This is a genomic window from Natronoarchaeum rubrum (assembly GCF_024494695.1).
On sequence record NZ_JANHDP010000002.1, the window covers coordinates 630,641 to 643,363 of the forward strand.

Genomic DNA, 12,723 nt, shown 5'->3' on the forward strand with positions numbered 1-12,723 from the left:
CGCGTTTCGCCCGGTGATGCTCGGAACAGCAGTTCGATCGACGCTCGACGTGGTGTGTGCCGTCCTGTTTGCGATTCTGGCGACGGCGGCGATCCTGCGAGGCGATCCCGGGACACCGCTCCGGATCGTTCTGGGGCTGCCGCTCGTACTCTTCGTCCCCGGCTACGTCCTGATCGCGGCGCTGTACCCGGAGCGCCACAGCGGCGCCTCCGTCAGCGACGAGTCCCCGATCAGCCGGCCCAAGGAGACGATCGACGGGCTCCCGACCGCCACGCGGCTCGGCCTCTCGCTCGCCGGCAGCCTCGCGATCGTTCCGACGGTCGCGTTCGTCGCGAACTTCGCGGTCGGCGGCGTCGGCCTCCGGCCCGTGCTGCTCGGGACCGTCGGAATCGTCGTCATCTCCGGCCTCGTCGCGATCGTCGCCAGGGTCCGGCTTCCGCCGGACGGCCGGTATCGACCGCTCTCGGGAGCGAGCGTCCGATCTGCGCTCGATCGGTACTACCGGCGCGGGACCGACGGGATGATCGGCAACCGCCCGTTCGAGGCGGGATCTCGCCGCGGGGTGATCCTCAACGTGGTGCTCGCCGCGAGCGTGCTCGTCCTCCTGAGCAGCGTCGCGGTCGGCTTCGCCGTCCACGACGGCGACGAGTTCACCGAGTTCTACCTCACGACCGAAACGGGCGACGGCGAGTACGCCGCGGCGTCGACCGACGCCTTCGCGTCCGGCGACGCGCCGACGCTGCACCCCACGGTCACGAACCAGGAGGGCGGCGCCCGCGCGTACACGGTGGTCGCGCTCCATCAGGAGGTCGACCGGACCGAGAGCGGGACGACCGTGGTGGACGAAACGGAACTCGATCGGTTCTCGCTGTCGGCCGACGCCGGCGAAACCGCGCGCGTCGCCCACGACGTCGATCCGCCGGCGACCGGGTCGGAACACAGGATCGTCTACCTGCTGTACGTCGGCGACGCCCCGGACGATCCCTCGCGCGAGGGCGCGTACCGGTACGTCCAGCTGTGGACTGGCGACGGTGGCCAGCAGCAGCTCGACGCCGGAGGAGAACTGCGGCTCGACGCCGGAGGCCGGTAGCGATGTGGCCCTGGGAACACCTGGCGTTCGGCTACGTCTGGTACTCGCTGCTCTCGCACCTCGGTCGCGGGGAGGCGCCGACGTCCGGGCCCGTCGTCGCGCTTGGCGTCGCGACGCAGCTCCCGGACCTGATCGACAAGCCGCTCTCGTGGAGCGTCGGGCTGTTCTCGACCGGCTCCGCGCTCGGCCACTCGCTGGTGTTCGCCGGACCGCTGTGTCTCGGTGCCGTCGTCGCCGCCGAGCGGCTCGACCGGCCGCGCTACGGCGCCGCGATCGCGGTCGGCTACGCGTCGCACCTCGTCGCCGACGTGCTGAGCCCGCTCCGGTCGGGCGGCGGGCTCGCGATCTACCGAGTCCTCTGGCCGTTCGTCTCGCTCCCCGCGTACGAGACGCAGCTCGGCTTCGTCGAGCGGACCGCGCTGTACCTCCGGCAGTCGATCGCCGCCGCGGCGACCTCCGATCTCCTGCTGGCGCTGGTCGCCTACACCGCCGTTCACCTGCTGGTCGTCGCGCTCTGGCTGTACGACGGGGCGCCGGTGCTGCGGTGGCTGCTGGACCGCGGCGCGACGACCCGGCGTCGCTGAGCGGGCTATCGCAGGCGGGTAGGGTTTCGGCCCAGCGGATCGGTTTACCGTCCGCGTAAGCGGCGTCCCGATCGTCTCTCCCGACCGCTTAGACTGCGTATAGGAAAGCAGTCGGGACGACGTGCTCCGGGTACCGAATGACGCGTACCGAGCGCCCCTTCGACCGCCGACGGATCGAGCGCGAAACGAACCCCGCAGTGTGGCTCCCCGCCGGTGATCTCCGATGACGACCGCGGCGAGCCGACGGGTCGACGGCGTCCGGCTCGCGACCGCCGAGATCGCCGGCTTCCTCGACGCCGCCTGGACCGGGCCGGACGTGACGATCCGAGGCACCGACGCGCTGGACCGCGCCGGACCGGAGGACCTCGCGTTCTGCGTCTACGAGGACCCCGATCGGCTCCGCGAGTCCGACGCGGGCGTCGTCGTCTGTCCGGAGACGATGCCGGCCCTCTCCGGCCGGTCGCTCGTCCACAGCTCGTGGCCGAAGTTCGACTTCGTCAGAGTCGCCCGCGAGTTCTTCCGGCGGCCGGTCGAGGAGACGGAGATCCACCCGACGGCGGTCGTTGAGGAGAGCGCCGAGATCGGCGAGCGGTGCCGGATCGGTCCGCACGCCTACGTCGGCGACGCCGTCACGATCGGCGACGACTGCACGGTCGGCGCCGGTGCGTCGATCGGCGGCGCCGGGTTCGGGTTCGTGCGCGACGAGACCGGGCGACCGCTGCGCCAGCCCCATCAGGGCGAGGTCGTCATCGAAGACGACGTTGCGGTCGGCGCGAACGCCTCGATCGATCGGGCTGCGTTCGGCGAGACGGTCGTCCGCGCGGGCGCGAAGCTCAGCGGCAACGTCCACGTCGCGCACCACGCCGAGCTCGGGCCGGACGTCACGGTCGCCGCCGGCTGCTGTTTCGCGGGCGGGTCGACCGTCGGCGCGCGGGTCGAGGTTCACCCGAACGTCACCGTCGCCACCGACGTCAGCGTGGGCGCCGACGCCGAAGTCGGCGCGAACTCGGCCGTCCTCGACGACGTCCCGCCTGGTGTCACCGTCGCGGGCTCGCCCGCGGAGGTGCTCGAATGACGATCGCGGAGACCAGGGTCGAGGAGCTGACGTTCACCTTCGAGTGGTACGAGCAGTTCCTCGACGCGCTCCGCGCTCGCGGCCGCCGATTCCGCGGCTACCGCGACGACCTCTCCGCCGGCGACGTGGTCCTTCGCCACGACGTCGACTGGTCGCTCCGGAGCGCGCTCGAAACCGCCCGAATCGAGTCCGATCGCGGCGTCTCGGCGACGTACTTCGTTCTCACCACGTCGCCGTTCTACAACCTCCTGCACAAGCCCAACCGGCGGATCCTCGATCGAATCGAGGCGCTCGGCCACGACGTGGAACTGCACTTCAGCACCCACCAGTACTGGGACGTCGAGCCGCCCGAGCGCGAACTCCGCGAGCGCGTCCGGTCGGAACGAACCGTGCTCTCGGAACTGGTCGATGGCTCCGTCGACGTCGTCTCGTTCCACCGCCCGCCGGAGTGGGTGTTCCGACGCGAGTTCGACGGGTTCGTCAGCGCCTACGAGGAGCGGTTTTTCACCGATATCGCGTACCGCGCCGACTCGAACCAGCGCTGGCGCGACGAGTCGCCCCTGGCGGGGCCGCTCCCGGACAAGATGCAGGTGCTCACCCACCCGGGGCTCTGGGGCGTCGAGGACGCCGGGTTCGCGGAGCGACTCCGAAGCCACGAGGAGCGCACCCTCGGCCGCACGCGGCGGTTCATGGAGGACCAGTTCATCGAGAAGAAGTACAACATCGACGACTTCTGCCCGGTCGACGCCCGGTGACCGGCGTCCGTCGTTGCGTCCGCTGAACGCCCCGTTAGAATCCGACTTCTTCGACTGTTTCGGCCAGTTGCGAACCCTCCCGCCCGGTAAACAGCTACTGTTCTCGCAACATTGTTGCTTATCTGCACTATAGTAAATCAACCGTCTCCTGAACGGGTAGATGCGGTTCCAACCATGGGAGAGCAACTCAAAAGACGGCGATTCGTCAGTATCGCTGCTGCGATCGGAACGGCAGCCGTCGCCGGCTGCACGGACAGCAGCTCCGGCGAGGACGGCAACCAGTCCGATCCGGGGGAAGACGACGAGTTAGGATCGAACGAGTCCGACTCGAGCGACGAGATGGACGGAGACGACGAGTCCGCGCTCGACGATAACGAAAGCGAGGAAGACGCCGGCAGCGAGACGGACGACGAGTCCGATTCGACGACCGACAACGAGAGCGAGGGGACCAACGAGTCCGACTCGACGACCGACGACGAGTCCGCGCTCGACGACGAGGAGACGACCACCGGCGACAACGAGAGCGACGCCGAGGACGGGGGTGACGACGGACTCTGAGGCCGCGATGATCGACGACGATTCCTGACGCCAGCGGTACCGCGGCCGTGTCTGGCCGTACCGCTTTTTGTGCTGCCGAACTCTACGCAGTCTCGCGAGGCCGATCCCCACCGATCGTAGCGGCGCGTCGACCAACGATTTTCCGTCCCGACGTGGTACCCGCAAACGGGGGATTCAGAATGAGCCAGGACGCAGCCAAAACGACCAGCGACGAGGTCGACGACCGACAGCTCGAGCTCGCGAAGGCCGAAGGCGAGGCGTACACGCGCTCGCTCGACTACATGATCGAGGTGGTCGCCGACGCCGGCGGCGACATGCGGACCGCGGGCGACTACGTCGTCGGCTACGCCCAGGAAGAAGCCGAGGGGATGTACCGGCTCGAAAGCGAGGGCGAGGGCGAGTGGGTCGAGCCCGACGACGAGAACTGCCACCTCGAAGTCGCGGTGACGGACGCCGCTGACGGGCGGTTCGTCCCGGAACTCGACGTGCAGGCGACGCTGGACCCGGCGGACGACGACGCAGATACCGTCGGGCCGTTCGAAGTGCCGTTCGTCTGGCACCCCGGCCTGTTCCACTACGGCACGAACCTCGAGGTGCCCGGCGAGGGCGAGTACGACCTGACGATCGAGATCGATCCGCCGACGTTCATGCGCCACGACGAGGCGAACGGCGACCGCTACGGCGAGCGCGTCGAGGTGACGTTCGAGGAGATCGAGATCGAGACCGGACAGGACTGAGAGCGCTCGCCCGCGCCGGCTCAGAGTTCGTGGTCGATCGCCCAGCGGTGGAGGTGCCCGAACACCGGGAACAGCGCTTTGGCTTTCGGCGTCGGCTCGTACTCGACGCGCGGAGGCATCTCGTCGTAGGATTCGCGCTCCAGCAGCCCGGCGTCGGTCATGTCGCGCAGGCGCGCCGACAGCGTGTTCGGCGCGACGTCGAGCTCGGCTTCGAGATCGCTGAACCGGAGCGGCTCGCCCGCGAAGGCGAACTCGCTCAGCACCGCCATCGCGTGGGCCTTGCCCAGCAGATCCAGCAGCGTCGCGACGGTCTCGCGGACGCGCTCGCGCTCGTCGGGGTCGAGCGAGTCGCGCAGTTCCGTCGCTTCCTCGCGGGACAGTTCGGGGAGATTCGGCGGGGCGCTCACGGGCGCCGTTCGGCGTCGTCCGAGCAAAAGCGTTGTGACGAGTTCCGACCAGACGGCAGCGTCCGTGTCGTTGCTTCGAAGCTTCGAAGTTGCAAGTATTAGCCTACTCGCCGTCTAGAGTCGGTATGCAGATCGCAGTCTTCGGCGCAACCGGACGGACCGGCGTCCCGCTCGTCCGGCAGGCGCTCGACCGAGGTCACGACGTCGTCGCGTTCGCGCGATCGCCCGAGAAGCTCCCCGTCGAGGACTCCGCGCTCACGGTCGTCGAGGGCGACGCCTACGGCGGCGACGGCGTCGCCGAGGCCGTCGCGGGCGCCGACGCCGTCGTCTCTGTGCTCGGCCAGACCGACGAGGGGCCGGACGACCTGCTGACCGTCGCCGGCGACAACGTCCTCGCGGCGATGGAGACGGCCGGCGTCGACCGGTTCGTCACGCTCGTCGGCGCCGGCGCCCGCGAGGAGGGCGAGCGCGTCTCGCTGTCGGGGAAAGCGATGGGCGCGCTACTCAAACTGTTCGCCCGCGACGTGCTCGACGACGCCGCGGAACACGTCCGGCGCGTCGGGGCGACCGACCTCGACTGGACGGTCGTCCGCGCGCCGCGCCTGACCGACGGTGCCGGGAGCGGCGAGTACCGCGCGGGCGACATCGACCTCGGCTTCGAGTCGGTCGCGCGGACGGATGTCGCCCGCTTCGTCCTCGATTGCGTCGAAGAGGACCTGTATCTCCGGGCGATGCCGAAGGTGGGGTCGGCGTGAGCGACCGCTCCACCCAGTCCGTGCTGGTCACCGCCGCGACGGGCACCGTCGGCCGCCACGTCGTCGCCGAACTGGGCGACGCCGACTGCGAGGTCCGCGCCGCGACGCGGGACCCAGACGCCGCTCGCGAGCGCTTCGACGCCGCCGACGCCGTCGTCGCGTTCGATTTCGACCGACCCGAGACGTGGGGCGCGGCCCTGACGGGCGTCGACGCCGTCTTCCTCGTCCGGCCGCCGGCCGTCGACACTGACGACGTCTGTGCCGTCGTCGACGCGACCGCTCGGGTCGGCGTCGAGCGGATCGCCTACCTCTCGACGCTGGGGGCCGACCGGAACCGCCTGCTGCCGCACTACCGGATCGAACGCCGGATCGAGGCTGCGGGCGTCGGCTACGCGTTCCTCCGAGCGTCGTTTTTCGCCCAGAACCTCCACGAGGTCCACCGCCGGGACGTGCTCGACCGGGACGAGCTGTTCGTCCCGGCGGGATCGGGTGCGACGAGCTTCGTCGACGCGCGGGACGTCGCCGCGGTCGCCGCGCGCGTGCTCGTCGAACCGGGTCACCTGCACGTCGCCTACGACCTGACCGGTCCCGAGGCGCTGACCTACGACGAGGTCGCGACGATCTTCTCCGAAGAACTCGGACGATCTATCGAGTACGCAGACCCGTCGATTCCGGCGTTCGTCCGCCGGATGCGCTCTCGAGGCCACCCGCTCGGCTACGTGCTCCTGATGGTCGGCATCTACACGACCGCGAGACTCGGGCTGGCCGAGCGCGTGACCGACGACGTAGAGCGCGTGCTCGGGCGTCCCCCTCGGAGCATTCGGGCGTACGTCGCGGACTACGCCGACGAGTTCCGGACCGCGGGGCGGGACGCGGCCGCGTCCGATCGGTAGGCGGCAGCGCCGAACACGTTCCCGAAGACGTTTATCGTGCTCGCGCCAAGATACGTCAACGACCGGAAACCGGCGACCGGTTCACGTTTCTGTTACGCGTCTCGTATTCGTTATCCTTATGCCGCGGGCGGCCCAAGTCGCTTCTATGTCTAACGCAGCGTCGACCGCCGTCGGGCACGACGAACTGGCCGTCCTGAAGCTGCTGGCGCTCGACGGCGGCACCGGCGGCGAGATGAAGATCTCCTGTGCCGACGTCGCCGAGCAGGTCGACGCCTCCACGCAGACGGCGTCGCGGCGCCTCCAGCGCCTCGACGACGCCGGCTACGTCGAGCGCGAGACCGTCACCGACGGGCAGTGGATCTCCATCACCGACGACGGCGAGCAAGCCCTGCGCGCCGAGTACGAGGACTACCGTCGGATCTTCGAGGGTGCCTCGTCGGTCGAATTGGCCGGCACCGTCACCAGCGGGATGGGCGAGGGGCGCCACTACATCTCGCTGCCGGGCTACATGCGTCAGTTCGAAGAGCGACTGGAGTACGCGCCGTTCGAAGGGACGCTCAACGTCGACCTGACCGACGCGAGCGTCCGGCGGCGCTCGGCGCTGGAGGCGCTCGAACCGGTGCCGATCGACGGCTGGGAGGACGAGGAACGCACCTACGGACCGGCGATCTGCTACCCGGCGACGATCACGACCGCCGGGGGCAGCAGCTACGAGGGCGCCCACCTCATCACGCCCGAGCGCACCCACCACGACGAGGACCAGGTCGAGCTGATCGCGCCCGATCGGCTCCGCGACGAGCTGGGTCTCGAGGACGACGACACGGTCACCGTCACCGTCGAGGAGCGGCAATGAGCGGCGAAACTGACGTCGAGATCGGCGACGCCGAGGCCGCCGGCGCGGTCGACGAGGCCGTCGCGGCGTTCCGCGAGGGCCGGCCGGTCTGCGTCCACGATTTCGACGACCGCGAGGGTGAGACCGACCTGATCTACCCCGCCGGCGCGATCGACGCCGACGCCGTCGCCCGGATGCGCAACGACGCCGGCGGGCTGATCTGCACGGCGTTCTCGGACGCCGTCGCGGACGCTGCGGATCTCCCGTTCCTCGCGGACGTGATCGACCACCCCGCCGGCGAGACCGAGCACCTCGCGTACGGCGACCGCTCGTCGTTCTCGCTGACGGTCAACCACCGCGACACGTTCACCGGCGTCACCGACGACGACCGCGCGCTGACCATCTCGGAACTGGGCGCGTTCGCCGAGCGCGCCGCCGACGGTGACGCCGTCGACGCCGCGGCGTTCGCCGACGAGTTCCGCGCCCCCGGCCACGTCCACGTGCTCCGGGCCGCCGAGGGGCTCCTCGACGAGCGCCGCGGCCACACGGAACTCGGCCTCGCGCTGGCCGACGCCGCCGACCGGCCGCCCGCCGTCGTCGTCTGCGAGATGCTCGACGACGAGACCGGCGACGCGCTCTCGACCGCCGCCGCCCGCGAGTACGCCGCCCGGAACGGGATCCCGTTCGTCGACGGCGCGGCGCTGGTCGAGCGGCTGGGATAGACTCGGCGGTTGCTCTGGTGCCGTTTTCACCGCGCTCTTGCCGTTTTCACCGTGCTCTCTTTTTGCCGGTCGTCCTACGGTTGCGGCGGCGCGCGCTCTCGCGCCCTCGTGGCGCGAGGACATTGTGCGAGGGACGGCGCCGAAGGCGCCGAGGCTGGGGAGGCGTGAGGCCGCTGTTCGGGGAGACGAAGTGGCGTTACTCGCTGCGCGGCGACGCCACTGGACGCGTCGATACCGCAAAAAAATACAGAGAGAGCGAGGTAGCCGATCAGTCGTCCGCGGGAGCGGGACTGTCGCCGGACTCCTCGGCCTGCTTTTTCGTGTGTGCGAGCTTGCCACCGGCCGCGAGAATGTCGCGCTCGCGCTCGGAGGCGTCGAGCTGCGCGGTCGCCTCCCAGTCGTCGTTCACGCGGATCGTGAACTCCTCCTGGCCGGACTGGACCGCCTCGGCGACGTCGTCGACGATCTCGACGTCGTCGCCCTGCTCGATCTTCTCGTAGGTGTCCTCGTCGATGGCCAGCGGGATCAGGCCGAAGTTGAAGAGGTTCGCCTTGTGGATGCGGGCGAAGCTCTGGGCCAGCACGCCCTCGACGCCCAGATACATGGGACAGAGAGCGGCGTGCTCGCGGGAGCTACCCTGACCGTAGTTCTCGCCGGCGACGAGGAAGCCGCCGTCGGCCTCCAGCGCGCGGTCGGCGAACGTCTCGTCGATGCGCGAGAGGGTGAACTCCGAGAGCTTCGGGACGTTCGACCGGTACATCAGGATGTCCTGAGTCGCGGGGATGATGTGGTCGGTCGTGATGTTGTCGTCCATCTTCAGCAGGGTCGGGCCCTGCAGCTTGGAGTCCAGCGGGTCCTTCAGCGGCACGTCGCCGATGTTGGGGCCCTTGACGAGTTCGTCGTCGACGGCCTCGTCGGGGCTGATGAGGTCCGTCTTGGAGGCGTCGTACTCCTCGGGGAGCTCGATGCCGGGGGCCTCGAGGTCGTCGAGTTCATCCGACAGGTCGCGCGGGTCGACGATTTCGCCCTTGAGCGCCGCGGCGGTCGCGACTTCCGGCGAGCACAGGTAGACGTTGTCGTCCTCGATGCCCGAGCGACCCTCGAAGTTGCGGTTGAAGGTTCGCAGCGAGACCGAGTCGCTGGCGGGGACGTGGCCGATGCCGATACAGGCACCGCACGTCGCTTCGGAGAAGTTGACGCCGGCCGCCATCATCTCGGCGACCCAGCCCTGACGGGCCAGGATCTCGGAGGCCTGCTTCGAGCCGGGGGCGACGATCATGTCGGTCTTCTTGTCGACCTCGCGGCCCTCCAGCATCTTCGCGCCGGGGAGGATGTCCTCGTAGCCGCCGTTCGTACAGGAGCCGAGGATGACCTGGTCGACGGACTGGCCCGCGACCTCGCGGACCGGCACGACGTTGTCGGGCATCGACGGCTGGGCGATCAGCGGTTCGAGATCCGAGAGATCGACGACGATCTCGTCGTCGTACTCGGCGTCGTCGTCGGGCTGGAGCTCGACGTACTCCTCGCCGCGGCCGACGCGCTCGAGGTAGTCCTGGGTCTGCTCGTCGGTCGGGAAGATCGACGTCGTGGCGCCCAGTTCGGTGCCCATGTTGGTGATCGTCATCCGCTCGGGCGCGGTCAGCGTCTCGACGCCCGGACCGGTGTATTCGAGGATCTTGCCGACGCCGCCCTTGACGGAGAGGCGACGGAGCATCTCGAGGATGACGTCCTTCGCGGTGGCCCAGTCGGGCAGCTCGCCTTCGAGGCGAACGTTGACGACTTCGGGCATCTCGATGTAGTAGGGCGCGCCGCCCATCGCGACGGTGATGTCGATCCCGCCCGCGCCGATCGCGAGCTCGCCGAGCCCGCCGGGGGTCGGCGTGTGGGAGTCGCTACCCAGCAGCGTCTTGCCGGGCGCCGCGAAGTTCTCCCGGTGGACGTTGTGGCAGATGCCGTTGCCGGGGCGCGAGAAGTGCGCGCCGTAGGTGCCGGCCGCCGAGCGGAGGAAGCGGTGGTCGTCGGTATTCTTAAAGTCGAACTGATAGGTCTGATGGTCGCAGTACTGGGCGGCGAGTTCCGTCTGGACGTTGTCCAGTCCCATCGCCTCGAACTGCAGCCAGACCATCGTCCCCGTGGTGTCCTGCGTGAGGACCTGGTCGATCTCGATGCCGATCTCCTCGCCGGTTTCCAGCTCGCCTTCGACGAGGTGGTCATCGAGAATTTTCTCTGTCAGAGTTTGTCCCATAGCGGCCGGATATCGTCTTTCCTCGGATATAAATCCCGCGAGTCCCTCCTGTACGACCGTTCAGAATCCCCGCCATCGTGGCGGTCTTTAAGTTAAAGAGCTGCGAAGGATACGTACGTTCGTACGCATCCATCTTAACCCTGAGATTGTTCACCGAGGAGGGCGTTCGATCCGGCGTCGCGGTCGCCCGCAGCGACGTCAGACTGCGCCGCGGCGGCGTCCGGACGTCTCGTCGCGGCCGGACGCCGCGTCGGGACCCGAAGCACGACCGTCGTTCCGTCACAGTCCTCGCACTCGAACGACAGGGTGGCGTCCAGCCGCCGGGCGCCCCACTTGACGAGCCAGAGCCCCACGCCGCTGGCGTGTCTGAGCGACGTCTCCCGGCCGTCGAGGATCGCCTGTCGATCCTGCTCGGGGATGCCGCAGCCGTCGTCCTCGATCGCGATCTCGACGCCGTCGTCGCGGTCGTCGACGACGATGCGGACCTCGTCGCCGCCGTGCTCGATGGCGTTTCCGACCAGTTCGACGACGACGTCTTCGAGCACGTCGGGATTCGTTCGGATCCGCACGTCCCCGCTGACCGACAGCGAGAGTTCCGTCTCCGGACTGTCCGCCCGAATCGTCTCGACGACGGCGTCGAGAACGCCGCCGACGTCAGTGTCGATCAGATCGGGCTCGGTTCCGGGCGCAAGCTCCTCGATACGACGCATCTTGTCCGCGACCGACAGCAGATCCCCCGTGCTCTCCTTGATCCGGGAAATCCGGTGTGCCGTGACCTCGGGCACCTCGCGTTCGAGCAGGTTGGCCTGTCCCTCGACGACGTTCAGCTCGTTCCGGAGGTTGTGCCGCAACAGTCGCTGGAGCACCTGCAGTCGCTGACGGTGCTGCTCGACCGTCGTGACGTCCCGGCACAGCAGCGTCCGTCCGATCGACCGGCCGAAGTCGTCGGTGACCGGCGACGAGGAGACGTCGATCCGCCGACGATCGTCGGTCGAGTACGACGCCGGAAGCGCCGAGAGCGCCGGGAACGCGTCCCCGACGACGTCGCGGAGCGGAACGCCTCGGACCTCCCGGTTGGCACAGTCGAGCACCGTCTCGGCGGCGGGATTGATCCGGACGATCTCGTCGGCGGCGTTGAGCACCACGACGCCCTCCTCCAGATCGTCGAGTGCGGACTGCTCGCCGATGCGTCGGGTCGCCGGAGAGACCGACAGCAGCTCGTGCGAAAAGAGCGCGTAGCCGAAGGCCAGCGCCGAGAGCGGGAACGCGAACGGCGTCGGGTTGACCGGAATCTTCGACAGCACGCCGAGGCTGACGAGCAACCCGGTGACGATACAGGCGCTCGCGCCGGTTAGCAGCGCGAGCGTCTGGGCCATCTCGACGCTGGACGAGAGGAGATGCCAGACCAGCACGACCAGTCCCGCGAGAAACAGCGCGAAGATGAACACCAGAACGCCGGTTCCCCAGGGCCCAATCGTTAGCTCGGCAACGGCGAGCCCGTGGTCGGTGTACGTCGTCGCGTCGCGCACGGCGACGCCGCCGGGGTTCGCCGCGAGGACGGGGAGCGACATCGCCGGAAACGCGAGCAGCCCTGCGACGCGCGCCAGAGACAGCGTCCCTCTGCCCGTGTACGCGAGGATGAACCCCAGCCAGGCGACGCTCATCACCGACCCCAGCCACAGGAGCGCCACTTCGACCGCGGCGGCGTACTCGACCGGAAGCACCGCGCCGGCGACGACCAGCAGCGTCCAGACCGACTGCAGCGCGAGCAGCGCGATGAACCAGTCGACGCCCGCTTCGCGGCGGCGCATCGCGGCGTACGCCGCGAACGCTCCGGCGATTCCCGCCGAACACAGCAGCGCGAGTACGAACCCCCAGGCGGGAATCATAGTTTACGAGACGGACTCTAGTATACAATGATTCGACTTTACTCTTACGTAAAAATAGTACGAAATTAGTTGTAAGGCGTGGCACCATCGCTAAGCGCCACGGTAGCGCGCCGTCAGCTTCGAGACCGTCGTTCGGAGCGCGTGGCGGTCCGAAACTGTCTTGCCGACCGGGCGACCTCGT

13 protein-coding genes are annotated in these 12,723 nt (G+C 68.9%); 10 read left to right on the top strand and 3 right to left on the bottom strand.

Translation table 11 applies throughout. From position 1 onward, the window contains the following. Positions 1-16: 16 nt before the first annotated feature. The 6 genes from NO931_RS07330 to NO931_RS07355 all read left to right on the top strand — a co-directional run bounded on the left by NO931_RS07330 (position 17) and on the right by NO931_RS07355 (position 4,799). Positions 17-1,090 (top strand): DUF1616 domain-containing protein, encoded by a 1,074-nt coding sequence (locus NO931_RS07330; RefSeq protein ID WP_256391977.1) that lies wholly within the window; start codon positions 17-19, stop codon positions 1,088-1,090. 2 nt (positions 1,091-1,092) lie between these two features. After that, positions 1,093-1,674, top strand: a complete 582-nt coding sequence (locus NO931_RS07335) for a metal-dependent hydrolase (protein WP_256391978.1) — start codon at positions 1,093-1,095, stop codon at positions 1,672-1,674. 223 nt (positions 1,675-1,897) lie between these two features. Continuing rightward, the gene (locus tag NO931_RS07340) at positions 1,898-2,749 is read left to right on the top strand and encodes a DapH/DapD/GlmU-related protein (RefSeq protein WP_256391979.1); all 852 of its coding nucleotides are present in this window, start codon (positions 1,898-1,900) and stop codon (positions 2,747-2,749) included. Further along, positions 2,746-3,504 (top strand): polysaccharide deacetylase family protein, encoded by a 759-nt coding sequence (locus NO931_RS07345; protein ID WP_256391980.1) that lies wholly within the window; start codon positions 2,746-2,748, stop codon positions 3,502-3,504. The genes NO931_RS07340 and NO931_RS07345 overlap by 4 nt, the downstream gene beginning before the upstream one ends. Positions 3,505-3,678: 174 nt before the next feature. After that, entirely contained in the window at positions 3,679-4,062 is a 384-nt protein-coding gene (locus NO931_RS07350) for a DNA polymerase V family protein (RefSeq protein WP_256391981.1), read from the top strand. A gap of 179 nt (positions 4,063-4,241) precedes the next feature. Further along, a complete protein-coding gene (locus NO931_RS07355) occupies positions 4,242-4,799 on the top strand; it encodes an iron transporter (protein WP_256391982.1) in 558 nt (185 codons plus the stop codon). A gap of 20 nt (positions 4,800-4,819) precedes the next feature. On the opposite strand, the gene NO931_RS07360 is transcribed toward NO931_RS07355, so the two are convergent. Continuing rightward, positions 4,820-5,206: a winged helix-turn-helix transcriptional regulator gene (locus tag NO931_RS07360; protein ID WP_256391983.1), complete on the bottom strand. Its 387-nt coding sequence runs from the start codon at positions 5,204-5,206 to the stop codon at positions 4,820-4,822. A 125-nt stretch (positions 5,207-5,331) separates the two neighbouring features. Between NO931_RS07360 and NO931_RS07365 the strand changes: the two genes are divergently transcribed. The 4 genes from NO931_RS07365 (at position 5,332) to ribB (ending at position 8,408) form a co-directional block, all read left to right on the top strand. Continuing rightward, on the top strand, positions 5,332-5,961 hold the full coding sequence (locus NO931_RS07365; protein ID WP_256391984.1) for an NAD(P)-dependent oxidoreductase: 630 nt from the start codon (positions 5,332-5,334) through the stop codon (positions 5,959-5,961). Beyond that, entirely contained in the window at positions 5,958-6,854 is an 897-nt protein-coding gene (locus NO931_RS07370) for an NmrA family NAD(P)-binding protein (RefSeq protein WP_256391985.1), read from the top strand. Before NO931_RS07365 ends, NO931_RS07370 begins: the two co-directional genes overlap by 4 nt. Positions 6,855-6,999: 145 nt before the next feature. Further along, positions 7,000-7,707 (top strand): DUF120 domain-containing protein, encoded by a 708-nt coding sequence (locus NO931_RS07375; protein WP_256391986.1) that lies wholly within the window; start codon positions 7,000-7,002, stop codon positions 7,705-7,707. Next, positions 7,704-8,408 (top strand): 3,4-dihydroxy-2-butanone-4-phosphate synthase, encoded by a 705-nt coding sequence (ribB, locus tag NO931_RS07380; protein ID WP_256391987.1) that lies wholly within the window; start codon positions 7,704-7,706, stop codon positions 8,406-8,408. Before NO931_RS07375 ends, ribB begins: the two co-directional genes overlap by 4 nt. A 268-nt stretch (positions 8,409-8,676) precedes the next feature. On the opposite strand, the gene NO931_RS07385 is transcribed toward ribB, so the two are convergent. Beyond that, positions 8,677-10,653 (bottom strand): aconitate hydratase, encoded by a 1,977-nt coding sequence (locus NO931_RS07385; protein ID WP_256391988.1) that lies wholly within the window; start codon positions 10,651-10,653, stop codon positions 8,677-8,679. Between the two features lie 134 nt (positions 10,654-10,787). Beyond that, on the bottom strand, positions 10,788-12,542 hold the full coding sequence (locus NO931_RS07390) for a sensor histidine kinase (RefSeq protein ID WP_256391989.1): 1,755 nt from the start codon (positions 12,540-12,542) through the stop codon (positions 10,788-10,790). Between the last annotated feature and the right edge of the window lie 181 nt (positions 12,543-12,723).

Coding starts and splice junctions, on each gene's coding strand:
- NO931_RS07365 (WP_256391984.1), top strand. CDS start 5,332: ATGCAGATCGCAGTCTTCGGCGCAACCGGACGGACCGGCGTCCCGCTC.
- NO931_RS07340 (WP_256391979.1), top strand. CDS start 1,898: ATGACGACCGCGGCGAGCCGACGGGTCGACGGCGTCCGGCTCGCGACC.
- ribB (WP_256391987.1), top strand. CDS start 7,704: ATGAGCGGCGAAACTGACGTCGAGATCGGCGACGCCGAGGCCGCCGGC.
- NO931_RS07330 (WP_256391977.1), top strand. CDS start 17: ATGCTCGGAACAGCAGTTCGATCGACGCTCGACGTGGTGTGTGCCGTC.
- NO931_RS07350 (WP_256391981.1), top strand. CDS start 3,679: ATGGGAGAGCAACTCAAAAGACGGCGATTCGTCAGTATCGCTGCTGCG.
- NO931_RS07335 (WP_256391978.1), top strand. CDS start 1,093: ATGTGGCCCTGGGAACACCTGGCGTTCGGCTACGTCTGGTACTCGCTG.
- NO931_RS07390 (WP_256391989.1), bottom strand. CDS start 12,542: ATGATTCCCGCCTGGGGGTTCGTACTCGCGCTGCTGTGTTCGGCGGGA.
- NO931_RS07345 (WP_256391980.1), top strand. CDS start 2,746: ATGACGATCGCGGAGACCAGGGTCGAGGAGCTGACGTTCACCTTCGAG.
- NO931_RS07375 (WP_256391986.1), top strand. CDS start 7,000: ATGTCTAACGCAGCGTCGACCGCCGTCGGGCACGACGAACTGGCCGTC.
- NO931_RS07385 (WP_256391988.1), bottom strand. CDS start 10,653: ATGGGACAAACTCTGACAGAGAAAATTCTCGATGACCACCTCGTCGAA.
- NO931_RS07355 (WP_256391982.1), top strand. CDS start 4,242: ATGAGCCAGGACGCAGCCAAAACGACCAGCGACGAGGTCGACGACCGA.